Annotated in this window: 16 protein-coding genes; 7 read left to right on the forward strand and 9 right to left on the reverse strand. The window is 53.8% G+C overall.

Going from position 1 to position 18,633, the window contains the following annotated elements; all coding sequences use genetic code 11:
* Positions 1-77: 77 nt before the first annotated feature.
* The 4 genes from dmsA (at position 78) to KCG39_RS00525 (ending at position 5,431) form a co-directional block, all read left to right on the forward strand.
* Entirely contained in the window at positions 78-2,516 is a 2,439-nt protein-coding gene (gene dmsA, locus KCG39_RS00510; protein ID WP_139529727.1) for a dimethylsulfoxide reductase subunit A, read from the forward strand.
* A gap of 10 nt (positions 2,517-2,526) precedes the next feature.
* Entirely contained in the window at positions 2,527-3,144 is a 618-nt protein-coding gene (locus tag KCG39_RS00515) for a DMSO/selenate family reductase complex B subunit (protein WP_004130920.1), read from the forward strand.
* Between the two features lies 1 nt (position 3,145).
* Complete coding sequence (locus KCG39_RS00520; protein ID WP_049113363.1) at positions 3,146-4,009, forward strand: dimethyl sulfoxide reductase anchor subunit family protein; 864 nt, start codon at positions 3,146-3,148, stop codon at positions 4,007-4,009.
* 273 nt (positions 4,010-4,282) lie between these two features.
* Complete coding sequence (locus tag KCG39_RS00525; protein ID WP_004130922.1) at positions 4,283-5,431, forward strand: MFS transporter; 1,149 nt, start codon at positions 4,283-4,285, stop codon at positions 5,429-5,431.
* A gap of 42 nt (positions 5,432-5,473) precedes the next feature.
* Here KCG39_RS00525 and KCG39_RS00530 read toward each other — a convergent pair whose 3' ends face one another.
* From KCG39_RS00530 to KCG39_RS00550, 5 genes are read right to left on the reverse strand one after another with little or no spacing between them, the layout of a single operon-like run.
* Positions 5,474-5,911, reverse strand: a complete 438-nt coding sequence (locus KCG39_RS00530) for a PTS sugar transporter subunit IIA (RefSeq protein ID WP_004130923.1) — start codon at positions 5,909-5,911, stop codon at positions 5,474-5,476.
* 42 nt (positions 5,912-5,953) lie between these two features.
* Positions 5,954-6,865, reverse strand: coding sequence for a transketolase family protein (locus KCG39_RS00535; protein ID WP_004130924.1), 912 nt, complete (start codon positions 6,863-6,865; stop codon positions 5,954-5,956).
* Positions 6,865-7,662 carry a transketolase gene (locus KCG39_RS00540; protein WP_142467770.1) on the reverse strand — a complete coding sequence of 266 codons (798 nt, stop codon included), beginning with the start codon at positions 7,660-7,662 and terminating at the stop codon, positions 6,865-6,867. Before KCG39_RS00540 ends, KCG39_RS00535 begins: the two co-directional genes overlap by 1 nt.
* 12 nt (positions 7,663-7,674) lie before the next feature.
* Positions 7,675-8,940 carry a PTS ascorbate transporter subunit IIC gene (locus tag KCG39_RS00545; protein WP_004130928.1) on the reverse strand — a complete coding sequence of 422 codons (1,266 nt, stop codon included), beginning with the start codon at positions 8,938-8,940 and terminating at the stop codon, positions 7,675-7,677.
* A 17-nt stretch (positions 8,941-8,957) separates the two neighbouring features.
* The gene (locus KCG39_RS00550; protein ID WP_004100672.1) at positions 8,958-9,233 is read right to left on the reverse strand and encodes a PTS sugar transporter subunit IIB; all 276 of its coding nucleotides are present in this window, start codon (positions 9,231-9,233) and stop codon (positions 8,958-8,960) included.
* A gap of 122 nt (positions 9,234-9,355) precedes the next feature.
* On the opposite strand from KCG39_RS00550, the gene KCG39_RS00555 reads away from it, so the two are divergent.
* Positions 9,356-10,213: a MurR/RpiR family transcriptional regulator gene (locus KCG39_RS00555; protein WP_142467769.1), complete on the forward strand. Its 858-nt coding sequence runs from the start codon at positions 9,356-9,358 to the stop codon at positions 10,211-10,213.
* Positions 10,214-10,267: 54 nt separating this feature from the next.
* On the opposite strand, the gene pflA is transcribed toward KCG39_RS00555, so the two are convergent.
* The 4 genes from pflA to ycaO form a co-directional block, all read right to left on the reverse strand.
* Positions 10,268-11,008, reverse strand: a complete 741-nt coding sequence (gene pflA / locus KCG39_RS00560; protein WP_004871674.1) for a pyruvate formate lyase 1-activating protein — start codon at positions 11,006-11,008, stop codon at positions 10,268-10,270.
* Positions 11,009-11,211: 203 nt separating this feature from the next.
* A complete protein-coding gene (gene pflB, locus KCG39_RS00565) occupies positions 11,212-13,494 on the reverse strand; it encodes a formate C-acetyltransferase (protein WP_004130933.1) in 2,283 nt (760 codons plus the stop codon).
* Positions 13,495-13,545: 51 nt separating this feature from the next.
* Complete coding sequence (gene focA / locus KCG39_RS00570) at positions 13,546-14,403, reverse strand: formate transporter FocA (protein ID WP_004849465.1); 858 nt, start codon at positions 14,401-14,403, stop codon at positions 13,546-13,548.
* 386 nt (positions 14,404-14,789) lie between these two features.
* Entirely contained in the window at positions 14,790-16,550 is a 1,761-nt protein-coding gene (ycaO, locus tag KCG39_RS00575; RefSeq protein ID WP_087830093.1) for a 30S ribosomal protein S12 methylthiotransferase accessory factor YcaO, read from the reverse strand.
* 114 nt (positions 16,551-16,664) lie between these two features.
* On the opposite strand from ycaO, the gene KCG39_RS00580 reads away from it, so the two are divergent.
* Positions 16,665-17,357 (forward strand): DUF421 domain-containing protein, encoded by a 693-nt coding sequence (locus KCG39_RS00580; RefSeq protein WP_004130939.1) that lies wholly within the window; start codon positions 16,665-16,667, stop codon positions 17,355-17,357.
* Positions 17,358-17,543: 186 nt separating this feature from the next.
* Positions 17,544-18,632 carry a 3-phosphoserine/phosphohydroxythreonine transaminase gene (gene serC / locus KCG39_RS00585; protein ID WP_004130941.1) on the forward strand — a complete coding sequence of 363 codons (1,089 nt, stop codon included), beginning with the start codon at positions 17,544-17,546 and terminating at the stop codon, positions 18,630-18,632.
* The last annotated feature ends 1 nt before the right edge of the window (position 18,633 follow it).

Raw genomic sequence — 18,633 nt, forward strand, 5'->3', positions numbered from 1 at the left:
TAATAAAGTCTAATTTCGCTATATATCAAACTATATAGCGGGTTTAAGTTAATTGTGAGCAACCAAAGCGAGTATCTATGAAAACCAAAACCCCCGATGCTTTACTGGCTGCCGAGGTGAGCCGGCGTGGTTTAATGAAAACCACGGCGATTGGCGGGCTGGCAATGGCCAGCAGCGCTTTTACCTTACCCTTCACGCGCATTGCCTACGCTGCGGATAGCCTGAGTCCCGCCAGCGAAACCGTTACCTGGAGCGCCTGTACGGTTAACTGCGGTAGCCGCTGTCCGCTGCGGATGCATGTTGTCGATGGTGAGATCAAATATGTAGAAACAGATAATACCGGCGATGATAGCTACGACGGCCTGCATCAGGTTCGCGCCTGTCTGCGCGGCCGCTCGATGCGTCGACGCGTCTACAACCCGGACCGCCTGAAATATCCGATGAAGCGCGTAGGCAAACGCGGCGAGGGCAAATTCGAGAAAATCAGCTGGGAAGAAGCGTTCGATACTATCGCCAGCAATATGCAGCGCCTGATAAAAGAGTACGGCAATGAGTCCATCTATCTGAACTATGGAACGGGTACCCTCGGTGGAACTTTGACTCGCTCATGGCCACCGGGAAAAACTCTGATTGCCCGCCTGATGAACTGCTGCGGCGGCTATCTCAACCATTATGGCGACTACTCTACAGCGCAAATCGCCGCTGGCCTGAACTACACCTACGGCGGCTGGGCCGATGGCAATAGCCCGTCGGATATCGAAAACAGCAAGCTGGTGGTGCTGTTTGGCAACAACCCCGGGGAAACCCGGATGAGCGGCGGTGGGGTAACCTATTACCTGGAGCAGGCGCGGGAGAAATCCAACGCCAGGCTGATTATTATCGATCCACGCTATACCGACACTGGTGCCGGACGCGAAGACGAGTGGATCCCTATTCGCCCGGGAACCGACGCCGCGCTGGTCTCCGCGCTGGCGTGGGTGATGATTACCGAAGACCTCGTTGACCAGCCTTTCCTCGACAAGTACTGCGTAGGCTACGACGAGAAAACGCTGCCGGAAGGCGCGCCAGCCAATGGCCACTATAAGGCGTATATTCTTGGCCAGGGCAAAGACGGTATCGCGAAGACCCCAGAGTGGGCGTCGACGATTACCGGCATTCCCCAGGCGCGTATCGTGCAGCTGGCGCGCGAAATCGCCAGCGCTAAACCTGCCTATATTTCTCAGGGATGGGGTCCGCAGCGCCATGCCAACGGCGAGCTGGTTTCCCGCGCGATCTCCATGCTGGCGATCTTAACCGGCAACGTCGGGATCAACGGCGGGAATACCGGCGCGCGTGAAGGCTCTTACTCGCTGCCGTTTGAGCGCATGCCGACGCTGGATAACCCGGTTGAAACCAGTATTTCCATGTTTATGTGGACCGATGCGATTGAGCGCGGAGCGGAAATGACCGCACTGCGCGACGGCGTGCGCGGCAAAGATAAGCTTGACGTCCCCATCAAAATGGTCTGGAACTATGCCGGTAACTGCCTGATCAACCAACATTCAGAAATCAACCGTACCCATGACATCCTCCAGGATGACAAGAAGTGCGAGATGATTGTGGTCATTGATTGCCATATGACCTCGTCTGCGAAATATGCCGATATTCTGCTGCCGGACTGTACGGCTTCGGAGCAGATGGATTTTGCCCTCGATGCCTCCTGCGGCAACATGTCCTACGTGATTTTTGCCGACCAGGCCATCAAACCACGTTTTGAGTGCAAAACCATCTATGAGATGACGACGGAGCTGGCGAAGCGCATGGGCGTTGAGCAACGCTTCACCGAAGGCCGCACTCAGGAAGAGTGGCTGCGTCACCTCTATGAGCAATCCCGTAAAGCGATCCCGGCGCTACTGCCGTTTGATGAATTCCGCAAGCAGGGGATCTTCAAACAGCGCGATCCGGAAGGCCACCACGTTGCCTATAAGGCTTTCCGCGAAGATCCCGCCGCCAATCCGTTAACGACGCCGTCAGGGAAAATTGAAATTTACTCTGCGCAGCTGGCGGAAATCGCAGGGACCTGGGAGCTGAAAGAAGAGGATGTTATCGACCCGCTGCCGATCTACAGCCCTGGGTTTGAAAATTATGACGATCCGCTGGCTAAAAAATATCCGCTGCAGCTGACCGGCTTTCACTACAAAGCCCGTACTCACTCCACCTACGGCAACGTTGACGTGCTGAAAGCCGCATGCCGTCAGGAGATGTGGATCAACCCACTTGATGCACAGAAACGCGGTATCGCCAATGGCGATCGGATCCGCATTTTTAACGATCGCGGTGAAGTGCATATCGAAGCCAAAGTGACCCCGCGGATGATACCGGGCGTGGTCGCGCTGGGTGAGGGGGCCTGGTATAACCCGGACGCCGGTCGCGTGGATCAGGCTGGCAGCATTAACGTGCTGACCACCCAACGCCCATCGCCGCTGGCGAAAGGTAATCCATCGCATACCAACCTCGTCCAGGTTGAAAAGCTGTAAGGAGTAACCGATGACAACTCAATATGGATTTTTTATTGATTCCGCCCGTTGCACCGGTTGCAAAACCTGCGAACTGGCATGCAAAGACTACAAAAACCTCACGCCGGAGGTGAGTTTCCGTCGTATTTACGAATACGCGGGCGGCGATTGGCAGGAAGATAACGGCGTCTGGCAGCAGAACGTGTTTGCCTATTACCTCTCTATCGCCTGCAACCATTGTGAGGATCCGGCCTGCACCAAAGTTTGCCCGAGCGGGGCGATGCATAAACGTGAAGATGGCTTTGTGGTCGTGGATGAAGAGGTATGTATCGGCTGTCGCTATTGCCATATGGCCTGCCCGTACGGCGCGCCGCAGTACAATGCGACAAAAGGTCATATGACCAAATGCGACGGCTGCCACGAGCGCGTAGCCGATGGCAAAAAGCCGATTTGCGTAGAGTCCTGTCCGCTCCGCGCGCTTGATTTTGGCCCGATTGAAGAGTTGCGTAAAAAACACGGACAGCTGGCTGCCGTTGCGCCGCTGCCTTCGGCCCACTTCACTAAACCAAGTATTGTGATTAAACCTAACGCCAACAGCCGTCCGTGTGGAGATACCACCGGCTATCTGGCTAACCCGAAGGAGGTGTGAGATGGGGAGTGGATGGCATGAATGGCCGCTGATTATTTTCACGGTCTTTGGTCAGTGTGTAGTGGGCGGCTTTATTGTACTGGCTCTGGCGCTCATGAAAGGCGACTTATCGCGTGAACAGCAGCAGCGCGTGGTGGTGAGTATGTTTGGCCTGTGGGTGCTGATGGGCGTAGGCTTTATTGCCTCCACCCTGCATCTTGGGTCGCCAATGCGCGCGTTTAACTCGCTCAATCGAGTAGGGGCCTCGTCGCTCAGTAATGAAATCGCCAGCGGGGCGCTTTTCTTTGCTGTCGGAGGTATTGGCTGGCTTCTGGCGGCGCTCAATAAGCTACCGGCGGGACTGCGTCATCTCTGGCTGGTTATTACCATGGTGCTGGGGGTTATCTTTGTCTGGATGATGGTCCGCGTCTATAACACTATTGATACGGTCCCCACCTGGTATACGGTCTGGACGCCGTTGAGTTTCTTCTTGACGATGTTTATCGGCGGTCCGCTGCTGGGGTATCTGCTGCTGCGCGTTGCGGACGTTACCGGATGGGCTATGCGCCTGTTGCCGGCGGTGACCCTGCTGGCGCTGGTGATTAGTGCGATCGTAGCGCTAATGCAGGGAAGCGAGCTAGCGACAATTCATAGCTCCATCCAGCAAGCTTCCGCGCTGGTGCCGGACTACGGCGCGCTAATGGCCTGGCGTCTGGTTGCGCTGGCGTTGGCGCTGGTCTGCTGGATCGCCCCGCAGCTCAAAGGCTATCAGCCCGCATTGCCGATGCTGGTGCTGGCTTTTGTGTTGATACTGGTTGGCGAGATGATCGGCCGCGGCGTCTTCTACGGCCTGCATATGACCGTAGGGATGGCAATCGCCAGCTAACGCCCTTTATCGCGCCAGAATAATGCTTTCTGGCGCGATAAAAAGTGCTGTCGATTCATGAAATATTTCTACCGATACTCCCACCTCATTTTCCTAATAAATTAATAAAAACAATGGAATAATATAAACAACTATTCTGTTGTCGATCCGCTGGATAAAAAACTTCTATCGTACGCCCGCAAACCGCGTCACGCCTGATTTCAGGTGGATTGACAATGTTTACAGCAGTGGCATGATGCGCACAAAATCTGAACTCCATCACGGTTTATATCCATGACCATCTACACCCGGCCAGTGCAAATGTTGCTCTGTGGCCTGCTTTTGTTGACCCTGGCGATAGCGGTTTTAAATACGCTCGTCCCGCTTTGGCTCGCCCATGAAAATATGCCGACCTGGCAGGTCGGAATGGTAGGGTCGTCCTACTTCACCGGTAATCTGGTGGGGACATTGCTCGCCGGATGGGTGATTAAGCGTCTGGGTTTTAATCGTAGCTATTATCTGGCATCCATTATTTTTGCCGTGGGCTGCGTTGGTCTCGGCATTACGCTTGGCTTCTGGAGCTGGTTCAGCTGGCGCTTTATTGCGGGCGTCGGCTGCGCGATGATTTGGGTGGTGGTGGAGAGCGCGCTGGTCTGTAGCGGCACTTCGCGGAGCCGCGGTCGCCTGCTGGCGGCGTATATGATGATTTATTACGTTGGCACGGTGCTGGGCCAGTTAATGGTCAGCAAACTGCCGACTGATTTGATGAGCGTCCTGCCGTGGGTGACGGCGCTGGCTCTGGCGGCCATTCTGCCGCTGCTGTTTGCTCGCGTGACGACTCAGGGCGATGAGCCGCACGAACCGGCGCGTATCTGGCCAATGTTAAGGCTGCGTCAGGCCCGTCACGGGGTCAATGGCTGCATTATTTCCGGTATCGTGCTCGGTTCGCTGTATGGCCTGATGCCGCTGTGGCTTAACCACCAGGGCGTCAGCGATTCCGGCATCGGCTTCTGGATGGCGGTGATGGTGAGCGCAGGCATCGTTGGGCAGTGGCCGATTGGTCGGCTCGCCGATCGCTACGGCCGCCTGCTGGTTCTGCGCGTTCAGGTGTTTGTGGTAATTCTCGGCTGTCTGGCGATGTTAAGCCAGGCCGCAATGGCGCCTGCGCTATTCGTGCTGGGCGCTTCCGGCTTCACGCTCTATCCGGTCGCTATGGCCTGGGCGTGCGAAAAAGTGGAGCGCCATCAGCTGGTGGCGATGAACCAGGCGCTGTTAATGAGCTATACCGTGGGCAGCCTGCTTGGGCCAACGCTGACCGCGATGCTGATGCAGAATTTCTCTGACAATCTGCTGTTTATCATGATAGCCAGCGTGTCCTTCATCTACCTGCTGTCGCTGCTGCGTAAAGCGGGGCATCATCCTACGCCGGTGGCTCACGCCTGATTTTGGTCGAAAATAGCCAGGAGAGATGTCCCTGGCTATCGATTAATGCGAAGCGAGAAGCGCTTCAAACTGGGCCTGATTGTGGATCTCGGTGAATCGCCGTAGTCTCTCCCCCTCATCCAGCCAGCAGACTAACCGCTGGATAGTCTGGATATGCTGTTCGCTATCAGCCGCCGCCAGTACGACTATCAGCCGAATGCCGGGATGCTCCGGAAAATCAACGGCCTCGCGACAGCAAAGCAGCGAAAGCGCGCTGTTTCTGCTCAGCACTCCGGCTTCCGGACGCGCGTGCGGTAGCGCAAACCCCGGGCTCAATATATACCAGGGACCATCCTGCTCCGTGGCGCTGATAATAGCCCTGGCATAGCCTCCGGTGATTTTTCCCTGCTGCTCAAGCGGTCGACAGGCGAGCTGAACGGCGCTGCGCCAGTTCAGGCTGTCGCTCGAGAACTGACAGGCGGAAAATAGCGTCTCTTCCATATATATTCCCTTTACGCGCGAGCTGACCGGCTCGCCTGGTGGTTAGCGTAGAGCGGCAAATAACGCTTCTCCTGAGATGCCGTATTTCGCTTTTAGCTGCCTGCTATTACCCGACTCGGTAAATGTGTCCGGCGTTCCCAACCGAGTGAGGCGGGCCGGATGCGCCTTCTGCGCCAGGGTTTCCGCGATCAGTCCGCCGAGACCGCCGTTTACCGTGTGATTTTCAAGCGTAGCGATAAGCGGGCAGCCTTCAACCAGCTGATAAAATGCCTGCTCGTTAAAGGGCTTGAGGGTTGCAACGTGGATAAGCTTGCCCTTTTTGCCACTGGCAAGCAGCTTTTCATAGCCATCGGTAGCCTGCTCCAGCACCGTCCCTTCAAACAGAATCGCGAAATCGGCGCCGCTATCGGCGATGGCGGCGATATCGCTGACCCGCGGAACGACGCTTTTATCGCGAATCGGCATCGGCTCGCGCGCCACGCGAATATAAACGGGTCCCTTTATTTTGGCCGCTTGCTCAAAGGCTTCGGCGATTTCTTCCGCATCTGCCGGGGTCAGGACGGTTAACCCCGGAAGGATGCGGGTCAGCGCTAAATCCTCCAGCGCATGGTGTGAAGCGCCATCCGGGCCATCGTCCATACCGGGGTGGCTACCGACGAGTTTAATATTGGCTTTGGCATAGCACGCCTGCCGCAGCTGGGTCCAGGCGGTACCGGTTACGAACATGGCAAAGTTGACGTAGAAGGGCATAAAGCCCTCTAGTGCCTGGCCGACCGCGAAGCTCATGGCGGAACCTTCCGCAATGCCCATTTCGAAAAAGGCCTCAGGATAGACGGCCTGAAACTGGTCGGTACGGGTAGAGCTGGCTAAATCGCTGTCGATAACAACAACGGGATAGCCCTTTTCTTTTAGCGCAATCAGGGCATGCCCGATCTCATCACGGGGTGCTTTCATCACTGTAACTCCTCCATCGCCTGCTGAAATTGTTCTTTGCTCGGGGTTTTTGAGTGCCAGTCGCCGTTGTTTTCCATATAGCTGACGCCGGAACCTTTGGTGGTGCGCGCTACAATGGCGACAGGTTTACCTTTCAGGTGGCGGGATAGCATCAGGGTATCGGCAACCTGATCCATATCATTGCCGTTGTGCAGTTCCAGTACATGCCAGCCAAAGCTGCGGATTTTGTCCGCCAGCGGCTCGAGGTTAACGACTTCATTGACCGGATCGTGGGAAGAGAAGCCGTTGTAATCGATGATGGCGACCAGGTTATCCATTTTCATATGCCCGGCCTGCTGTAGGGTCTCCCAGATTTGGCCTTCATGCATTTCACCATCGCCCACGATGGCAAATACCCGGTGCGGATCGTTGCGCCGCCTTTTGGCGGCCGCCATACCAAAAGCAATCGACAGCCCCTGACCCAACAGTCCGGTTGTCGCATCGACTTCCGGCAGTGACTTAATGCTCGGGTGCCCCTGCAGGCGCGAGTTGATCTGCCGGAACGTAGAGAACTCGCTACGATCGATCTTCCCTTTTTGATACAGCATGGCGTACTGCGCGGCGACAGCGTGGCCTTTACTCATCACCACGCGCGAGCGGGGGGAGGCGGCCAGATCGACTTCCTGGTAATAGAGCCAGGTTAGAATGTCGATTATCGATAACGCCCCGCCCGGATGACCAATTCCGGACTCGTAAATCATGGTGACGATCTCGCGGCGGGCGGCAAGCGCGTGGGATTTCAGTTCATCAATGTTCATGTTCATTCCTTCTTAGGGCAGCATTTTACCGATGTAGTACACGACCAGACCCAGAGCGACGAAGTCGGTTTCCGGGAAGCTGGTGCCTGAAAGACCGACGGATTCCATAATCGGGTAAATCAGCGCCGGGCCGATGCCAATCAGGATCCCGGTGATGAAGCTCCCGGCAATCGCGCCTTTCCAGCCGCCGGAGGCATTGCCAAACACCGCTGCGGTCGCACCAATGAAGAAGTAGGGGATGGCTACCGGGATAATCACGGTCTGGCCAAGGATCGCCAGAAAGCCCATCACCACCAGCCCGCCGATAAACGAAGAGATAAACCCCAGCACCGTGGCGGTCGGGGCGTAGGGAAATACCACCGGACAATCGAGCGCGGGTTTGGCGTTAGGGATAAACTTTTCCGAGATGCCAAGGAAGGCCGGAACAATTTCTGACAGCAGCAGGCGTACGCCGGTAATAATGATGTACAGCGAGGCGGTAAAGGTCAGCGACTGAAAGAGCGGGTAAACCAGCCAGTGCATCCCGCCGGCCGCAGCGGTGACCGCGGCTTTCCCGGCGGCGAGCGCGGCGATGTAATAGAAAATGCTTACCGAGATCGACACCGAGACGATGTAGTCTTTAAAGATCCCCAGCCAGCCGGGGAGATTCAGCTTTTCGGTAGACTGTTTAGGGTCGCCGACTTTTGAGCCGATCCAGCCGGATGCGGCGTAGGCCAGGGTGACGTAATGCCCCATCGCGATCTCATCGTTACCGGTAATTTTTCGCATCCACGGCTGCGCAATAGCCGGATAGAGGCAGGCGGCGAGACCCAGCAGTATGGAGCCGACAATGATGGTCGTCATGTCGCTGTAGCCCAGCGCCTTCAGCGTTACGGTAAGCAGCGCGGAGAGATAAAGATTATGTTGCCCGGTAAGAAAGATGTATTTAAACGGCGTCACGCGGGCAAAAAACAGGTTCCAGCCAAAACCAATCACCATGATCAGCGACACGCACATGGCGAATTTGGTTTGCGCCAGTCCGGTTAGCGCTTCTGCCAGCGGCATGACGCCCTTCAGGCCAAATCCATCGCTGAATAAGGTCTGAAAGTTACCCAGGGAAGTGACCGCCAGACCGGCGCCGCCGGCAAAAACCAGAAAGCCGACGATGGTTTTGAAGGTGCCGGAAAGGACTTTTTCAATCGGCTTGCGTTGGATTAACAGGCCGATTAATGCAATAAAGCCAACTAAAAGTGGGGTTACGCCCAGAATGTCGAATACAATAAATCTGAGGAAATCCATATTGCCTCCGGGAGAGGTTAGTTGCTTTGAACGATGTCGGTGAGCGCAGACTCCATCTCTTCACTGTTCATCAGGTCGGTGATGCCGACCGCTCTGAATCCGGCGGCTTCGACTTCGTCGGTGAGATCGCGCATAGTGATGACAAAATCAATATCTCGCCAGGTGCGTAAGCCTGAGAGGACGTCATGTTCCAGCTCGATATCCCAGCCGTGTTTGTCGATGATTTTTTGGGCTTTGATTTTGAGCATTAAGGAGCTGCCCATACCGGTACGACAGACTATGAGACCTTTCATTCGATGTTCTCCTGCGTGTAAAAATAATTATTTTTATTTATTTGTGTGAGATAATAATTATTATCTTTACCGCAGGCCGAAAGATGTGATTGTGATTGCATTTTGAGCAAATAGGGCAAAAAATGAGCCATATAGACAATAACTTGTTGATTAGCATAAGAAATGGAGCTTCAGGGCTAAGCCCGATACTGGAGAAAGTGGGCCGTTTTATCACGGAAAATCCTGACTTTGTGATGCGTCACACGATTTCAGAACTGGCCGACTCCATTGATACCAGTGAGGGGAGCATCACCCGTTTTTGTCGGGCCTTTGGTTTTAAAGGTTTCTCGGATTTCAGAACGGCGCTGGCGATGGAGCAGGGCGCCGCGCGCTCGGAAGACAGCGCTAGCAACGAGAGCGAAGAGATTGCGCCGGTGCTGGCGAGCATTCGCGACAGTAATGCCATTGTCGATAGCCAGGAGCTGAAAGCCGCGGCTGACTGGCTTAACTCCCTGAACAGCATTGCTATCTATGCCGTGGGCACGGCGGTGCCGGTGGCGTTATTCCTGCAGATGAATTTAATCAATATGGGTAAGGCGGCCAGCTTTATCGATCGCTCCTATCCGGCGGCGATGCCGCTGCTGGCTGACAGTCAAAAAACCGGCATCATCGTCGTTCACAGCGAACAGGCATCGGCGGATATGATGCAGGCCCTGTCGCTGGCAAAGCAGCAGGGCGTTAAAATTTTGTCGCTGACCCGCGGGACGTTTGCGCCGCTGGCCCGTTTATCTGACTGGAATCTTCAGGCGGCGGTGGCTTTACAGGGGGAAGGGGAGTCGGGGTTTGCGGAAATCGCCGGCGCAATGATGGTGGCCGACCGGATCCTCAGCGCGCTGGAAGAGCAGGATGAACGCTATGCGGAATACCGAAAAGCGCATCAGAAGCGCATTTTCTCGATTGAGAGCGTGGCGAATAAGCTGTCGGAATATTTTATGTCCTGACGCTGATTTTGTTGGGGAAACACCCGGTAGCGCAATCTCTACCGGGCGGGGGTTTTAGTACATCACTTTATGACCGTACTGTTCCAGAATGCCCTTCACGCGTTCCATGGTCTCTTTCTTCGGCGGATGGACGCCGTCCAGCTTGTACTCTTCGCCCATGGCTACCCATTTGTGCTTGCCCAGCTCGTGGTACGGCAGCAGTTCGATCTTCTCGACGTTGCCCATGTCACGGGTAAACTCGCCCAGGCGATGTGCGGAATCGTCGTCGTCGGACCAGCCCGGAACCACAACGTAGCGGATCCAGACGTTGATGTTTTTGTTTGACAGATAGCGGGCAAACTCCAGCGTCCGATGATTAGAGACGCCGACCAGGTTCTGGTGAATCTCATCATTCATTTGCTTGAGATCGAGCATCACCAGGTCGGTGACCTCCAGCAGTTCATCAATAACCGGATCGTAGCGGCGCACAAAGCCGTTGGTATCGAGACAGGTATGAATACCTTCTTTCTTACAGGCGCGGAACCAGTCGCGAACAAATTCGGCCTGCAGGATAGCCTCGCCGCCGGATGCCGTCACGCCGCCGCCGGAAGCGTTCATAAAGTGGCGATAGGTCACCACCTCTTTCATCAGCTCTTCAACGGTAATCTCTTTGCCGCCGTGGGTATCCCAGGTATCGCGGTTGTGGCAATAGAGGCAGCGCATCAGGCAGCCCTGGAAGAAGGTGATAAAGCGAATCCCCGGGCCATCGACGGTGCCACAGGATTCAAAGGAGTGAATGCGACCAATTGTTGACATTGCGGTGATATCTCCGAATTTGGCCCATCCGGGGCCTATGTAGATGCACAGCTCAAAGGCTATGTCGAGTCTGTTTTGGCTGTTATCCATAAAGTATAGACAGCAGACAAAAGAGACTGGGGCAGGATGATATTGCTAAAAAGGCCCCACTTGCGTGGAGCCTTTATTGTACGCTTTTTACTGTACGATTTCAGTCAATACCATTACATGGTCTGAGTGAAGGTACGAGTAATAACGTCCTGCTGCTGTTCTTTAGTCAGGGAGTTAAAACGTACTGCGTAGCCGGATACGCGGATGGTCAGCTGCGGATATTTTTCCGGGTTTTCCATCGCGTCGAGCAGCATTTCGCGGTTCATAACGTTGACGTTCAGATGCTGACCGCCTTCGATGGACGCTTCGTGGTGGAAGTAACCATCCATCAGGCCGGCGAGGTTAGTTTTACGAACTTCGTCGTCTTTACCCAGCGCGTTCGGCACGATAGAGAAGGTGTAAGAAATACCATCTTTCGCGTAAGCAAACGGCAGTTTTGCAACGGAGGTCAGAGAGGCAACAGCGCCTTTCTGGTCACGGCCGTGCATCGGGTTAGCACCTGGTCCGAACGGAGCGCCAGCGCGACGACCGTCAGGGGTGTTACCGGTTTTCTTACCATACACAACGTTAGAGGTGATGGTCAGAACGGACTGAGTCGGGATAGCGTTGCGGTAGGTGTGCAGTTTCTGAATTTTCTTCATGAAACGTTCAACCAGGTCAACGGCCATATCATCGACGCGAGAGTCGTTGTTACCAAACTGCGGGTATTCGCCTTCGATTTCGAAGTCGACAGCCAGACCGTTTTCGTCACGAATCGGTTTGACTTTCGCATATTTGATTGCAGACAGGGAGTCAGCCGCAACGGACAGACCTGCGATACCACATGCCATGGTGCGGATAACATCACGGTCGTGCAGCGCCATCAGGGAAGCTTCGTAGCTGTACTTGTCGTGCATGTAGTGGATGATGTTCAGCGCAGTGACGTACTGTTTAGCCAGCCAGTCCATGAAGTGATCCATGCGGTCCATCACTTCGTCGAAGTTCAGAACGTCGCCTTTGATCGGTTCAGATTTAGGACCAACCTGCATTTTCAGTTTTTCATCAACGCCGCCGTTGATTGCGTACAGCATGGTTTTCGCCAGGTTAGCACGCGCGCCGAAGAACTGCATTTGCTTACCAACAACCATCGGGCTTACGCAGCAAGCGATAGCGTAGTCATCGTTGTTGAAGTCAGGACGCATCAGGTCATCGTTCTCGTACTGCAGAGAAGAGGTATCGATGGACACTTTCGCGGCGTATTTTTTGAAGCTCAGCGGCAGTTTTTCAGACCACAGAATGGTGATGTTCGGCTCCGGAGACGGCCCCATGGTGTACAGGGTGTTCAGGAAACGGAAGCTGTTTTTGGTGACCAGAGTACGGCCGTCAACGCCCATACCGCCGATAGATTCTGTTGCCCAGATCGGGTCGCCAGAGAACAGTTCATCGTATTCAGGGGTACGCAGGAAACGAACCATACGCAGTTTCATGACCAAGTGGTCAATCATTTCCTGTGCGTCTTGCTCGGTGATTTTACCGGCTTTCAGGTCACGTTCGATGAAGATGTCCAGGAAGCTGGAGGTACGACCGAAGGACATTGCCGCGCCGTTCTGAGATTTTACGGCAGCCAGGTAACCGAAGTAGGTCCACTGGATAGCTTCCTGAGCGGTGGTAGCAGGACCAGAGATATCGCAGCCATATTTAGCCGCCATTTCTTTGATCTGACCCAGCGCGCGGTGCTGTTCAGAGATTTCTTCGCGCAGACGGATGGTTGCTTCCAGATCTTCGCCGTTTTCCAGTTTCTCTTGCAGAGAAACGAACTGAGCGTATTTGTCTTTCATCAGGAAGTCGATACCGTACAGCGCAACGCGACGGTAGTCACCGATGATACGACCACGGCCATAGGCATCCGGCAGACCGGTCAGAACACCAGATTTACGGCAGTTCAGGATGTCTTTGGTGTAAACGTCAAACACGCCCTGGTTGTGAGTTTTACGGTATTCAGTGAAGATTTTCTTCAGCATCGGGTCCAGCTCGCGATCGTACGCTTTGCAGGAACCTTCTACCATTTTGATGCCGCCGAACGGGATAATCGCGCGTTTCAGCGGAGCTTCAGTCTGCAGACCAACGATTTTCTCGAGACCTTTCTCGATGTAGCCAGCGTCATGAGAAGTGATGGTGGATGCAAGGGAAGTATCAAAATCAACAGGCGCGTGAGTGCGGTTTTCCTGTTTAACGCCTTCCATTACGGTGTCCCACAGCTTGGTGGTCGCGTCAGTTGCGCCAGCCAGGAAGGACTCGTCACCTTCGTACGGGGTATAGTTTTTCTGGATGAAGTCGCGGACGTTGACTTCGTTCTGCCAGTCACCTTTCGCAAAACCTTCCCAGGCTGTGGCTAACTTTTCATTAAGCTCGGACATGTAACACCTACCTTCTTAAGTGGATTTTTTATTTACTGCCTGAAACAACCCTTAGTGATGGTCGTCGCCACGCAGGTAAATGACCCAGTATGTCAACCCAACCAGCAGACCACCGCCGATGATGTTCCCGATAGTTACCGGAATCAGGTTATCAGTGATGAAGTTCATGACGGTCAGGTGAGAAAAACTTTCCGGAGTTGAACCAACTGCGGTCCAGAATTCCGGGCTTGCAAAGTCGCGGATAACGATACCCAGCGGGATCATAAACATGTTCGCGATACTGTGCTCAAACCCGCTGGCAACAAACATTGCCACCGGTAAAACCATAATCATGGCTTTATCCATCAGGCTACGGCCGGAGTAGCTCATCCATACCGCAAGGCAGACCATCAGGTTTGCCAGGATACCCAGGCACACGGCTTCAACAAAAGTATGGTGCATTTTGTGGTCGGCGGTTTGCAGAACGTTAAGTCCCCATTGACCGTTGGCAGTCATATATTCGCCTGAAAGCCACATCAGCAATACAAACAGTAAGCAACCAATCAGGTTACCAACATAGACGTTGAGCCAGTTTTTCGCCAGTTGACCCCACGTGATTCTTCCGCTGGCTTTCGCGACAACGATAAGAACGGTTGAGGTAAACAGGTCGGCACCGCAAATAACGCAGAGAATCAAACCCAGTGAGAAGCAGATGCCTCCAATCAGTTTGGCAACCCCGAATGGCATCCCGGCCGTGCCGGTTGTCGCGGTAATATAGAAAACAAAAGCGATAGAGATGAAGACACCTGCGGTGATAGCCAGATAAAACGTCTTTATCGGATGTTTTGTCGCTTTATAGACACCTGCTTCTTCGGCGACTTTCGCCATGGCAGCAGGGAGTAAAAGATCAAAAGGGTTGTCAGCTTTCACACTAACTCTCTCTTTATGTAAGTTGGCGGTGAGATACTAACAAAGCATTATAGAAGGGAATTTGATGTAGATCATATCCTACCGGAACTATAGGCCTTTTTAGTGTGTGGATTTGCATATTTGTTGAGTTAACTTTTTGTTTTTTAATGGAAAAATAAATTTTAAAATTTACAAATAATGTTGATTATTTTCATTTTGCCCCCGTTTTTCGGTTAATTAAAATGGGGTATTTTTATTAAAATTAACAATATTTGCGGTGGGATTTTATTATTTCTCACTACTAATTAACTTTATGGCTACAACTTGGCTTTGGGGTTGCGGAAAGCATAAAAAACGGGGGCCTTTACTGGCCCCCATCATAGGGTTATTGCGGCGGTAAAGTGCGCTTATTTACCCCAGAATGCTGCTTTTGCGCGCTGCAGCTTTTCGTAAGCTTTCAGCAGCGACTGATGAGCCGGGAACGCAAGCAGATCGCTGTCCACTGCCTGCAGGCCATAGAACGGCGCTTCTCCGCTCAGCGCGGCGCTGGCGGCTTCTACGGCATCGGCGCCGTACATGCGTACAAAAGCGTTCAGATACTGCAGCGGCTGACGCTCCTCTTCCTGGCTCAGCAGCAGCAGGGTTTGCAGGCAGCGGTAGTAATTGGCGCGCTCGGCGCTAAAGATGGAGGCGTTGAACTCCATCGTCCACTCGGTCCAGATCAACGCCTGCTCGAGATCGCCGCCCGCCAGCGCCAGCATTGCTTTCAGCTCGCCAATGCGCAGGGTATACCAGCCGTTGTCTTTACCGGTCGCCAGACCCAACAGTTCGCGCACGCGGGTGAAATCATCGAGGCCTTCATCGTCCATTTGTTCGATAAGCGCTAAATAATCCTCTTTTTCCCACTCGCTTTCCGGCAGGGAAAGAATCGTTTCCCGCAGAGGCGCGCCCATGCTGTTATTCGCCAGCCAGAGGTCTTCTGCCGGATAGATATCAGACATGCCCGGGACAATGATGCGGCAGGCGTAGACGCTCAGGTGTTCGTAATCAGCGATGTAAACTTCTTTATCTTCTTGTTTAAAGATAGCCATAAGAGTGGCGAACTCTTCATCCGTGGTCCCGGAGAAGTTCCAGTCCACGAACGGATAGTCGGCATCCTGTTTAAACATATCCCAGGAGATCAGGCCGCTGGAGTCGATAAAGTGCGTTTCAAGGTTCGCATGTTCGGCGACTTCTTCATCATCGAAGGTTGGCGGCGTGAAGACGTCGAGATCTTTCAGGCTGCGGCCCTGTAGTAGTTCGGTAACGGTACGCTCCAGCGCCACGCCGAAATCGGGATGCGCGCCGAAAGAGGCGAAACAGGTGCCGTTAGCCGGGTTAAAAAGCACGACGCAGATAACCGGATATTTGCCGCCGAGCGAACCGTCATAAGCGAAAATCGGGAAGCCTTCGGCCTCCAGCTTATTGATCGATTCTACTACGCCCGGATAGCGCGCCATCACTTCCGCAGGGATCTCCGGCAGGCTGATGCTCTCGGCGATAATACGGTTCTTAATATGGCGTTCAAACACTTCCGAAAGCCCCTGAACGCGGGCTTCGTTGCGGGTGTTGCCCGCGGACATCCCGTTAGAAACGTACAGGTTGCCGACAATATTCATCGGAATATAGACCGTTTCACCATCAGACTGACGGGTGAACGGCAGGCCGCAGACGCCGCGCTCGTCATTACCAGACTGTAGATCGACCAGCATACTGGCGGTTAACTGCTCGTCAGGATCATAGAACGCGCGCAGGCGAGCATCCAGCAGGCCTTCCGGCACTTCATCATCGTCGGTTAACGGGAACCATTTTTCATTAGGGTAATGGACGAAAGGGCCGTTCGCGATGGTCTCGCCCAGCCAGAAATCGGCAAAGAAATAGTTAGTTGAGAGGCGCTCAAAGTACTCACCGAGCGCGGAGGCCAGCGCGGCTTTTTTGGTGGCGCCTTTACCGTTGGTGAAGCACAGGGCGCACTCTTTATCGCGGATATGCACTGACCAGACGTGCGGTACCGGGTTGAGCCATGAGGCCTCTTCAATATCAAATCCGAGGTCGAGCAACTTCTGCTGGAAGCGAGCGATGGAATCTTCCAGGGCGGCATCTTTGCCGGGTATAAATGTTTGAGTCATGGCAGTCACTTTTATCGTACGTAAAGCGCGCAATGATACGGGTTTTAGATGACGGGTGCTATCTTCATCGTCTGGCTATGCTTATGTCACTCAATAACTGTTCAGGCGTTAATCATGAAGACATTTGACTGGCATCGTATGGCACTGGATAAAGTGCCCGTGGAATTTTTGGCCGAGGTGGCATTACGGAGCCTCTACACCTTCGTACTGGTATTTATTTTTCTCAAGATAACCGGGCGGCGGGGCGTTCGTCAGATGTCTCTGTTCGAAGTCCTCATCATTTTGACTCTCGGTTCGGCCGCGGGCGACGTCGCATTTTACGATGACGTCCCTATGCTGCCGGTACTGGCGGTTTTTATCACGCTGGCGCTGTTGTATCGATTGATTATGTGGCTGATGGGGCATAGCGAAAAACTGGAGGATCTGCTTGAAGGTAAGCCGATTATTGTTGTGGAAAACGGCGAGCTGGCCTGGGAGAAACTGCAGGCGGAAAACATGACCGAATTTGAATTTTTTATGGAACTAAGAACCAGCGGGGTTGAGCAACTGGGGCAGGTGCGGCTGGCTATTCTGGAAACCAACGGCCAGATCAGCCTCTATTTCTATGAGGATGATGATGTTAAAGCCGGACTCTCCATTCTTCCTTCTCGCTTTACCGAGCGTTTTACCACTATACCCCGGGACGACGAGTATGCCTGCGTCCGCTGCAGTGCAATCCTTACGCTACGAGCCGGGGATAAACAATTATGCCCTCGCTGCGCAAATGCAGAATGGTCGAAGGTCAGCCGGGCAAAAAGAGTCACCTGACAGCAATTATGTCGGTTTTATGACGTCAAGCTGGCAGATTCTTTTGTGTGAGCGAGACCGCATTTCCCTGACGCTCAGTTTTAGCCATTGCGGTGTGTGTCACTGAATGATAAAACCGATAGCCACAGGAATAACTTATGCCCGCGACGGTTCGCGGGTAAATAACATAGCAAGTGGTGAGGGGAAATGGCTCAGGTCTATAACTTCAGTTCAGGCCCGGCAATGCTGCCGGCGGAAGTACTCAAACTGGCACAAAAGGAACTGTGCGACTGGAACGGTTTGGGGACGTCGGTGATGGAAATCAGCCACCGTGGTAAAGAGTTCATTAAGGTGGCTGAAGAAGCGGAACAGGATTTTCGCTCCCTGCTCAATATTCCTTCCAATTATAAAGTTTTATTCTGCCACGGCGGCGGTCGCGGACAGTTTGCTGGTATCCCGCTGAACCTGCTTGGCGATAAAACCGTTGCCGACTACGTCGATGCCGGCTACTGGGCGGCCAGCGCGGTAAAAGAAGCGCATAAATACTGCACGCCGAACGTGATCGACGCCAAAATCACCGTTGACGGCCTGCGCGCGGTTAAGCCGATGAGCGAGTGGCAACTGACCCCGGGCGCTGCCTACCTGCACTACTGCCCGAACGAAACCATTGACGGTATTGCCATTGAAGAAGCGCCAAACTTTGGCGACGATGTGGTCGTCACGGCGGATTTGTCATCGACGATTTTATCTCGTGAAATTGACGTTAGCCGCTATGGCGTGATCTACGCGGGCGCGCAGAAAAACATCGGTCCTGCAGGACTGACGCTGATTATTGTGCGCGAAGATCTGCTCGGTAAAGCCAGTGTAGCCTGTCCATCGATTCTGGATTACTCCATTCTCTCCGCCAATGACTCCATGTTTAACACGCCGCCGACATTTGCCTGGTACCTGTCAGGTCTGGTGTTTAAGTGGCTGAAAGAGCAGGGCGGGGTTGCCGTTATGGATAAAATCAACCAGCAGAAAGCCGACCTGCTCTACAGCACCATCGATAACAGCGGTTTCTATCGCAACGATGTCGCTGCGGCGAACCGCTCGCGCATGAACGTGCCGTTCCAGCTGGCGGACAGCGCGCTTGATAAACTGTTCCTCGAAGAGTCATTTGCCGCCGGTCTGCATGCGCTGAAGGGCCACCGCGTCGTGGGCGGCATGCGTGCTTCCATCTATAACGCTATGCCGCTGGCGGGCGTGAAGGCGCTGACCGACTTTATGCAGGACTTCGAACGCCGTCACGGTTAAT

Origin of the sequence: Klebsiella pasteurii, from assembly GCF_018139045.1 — a bacterium.
Classification (GTDB): domain Bacteria; phylum Pseudomonadota; class Gammaproteobacteria; order Enterobacterales; family Enterobacteriaceae; genus Klebsiella; species Klebsiella grimontii.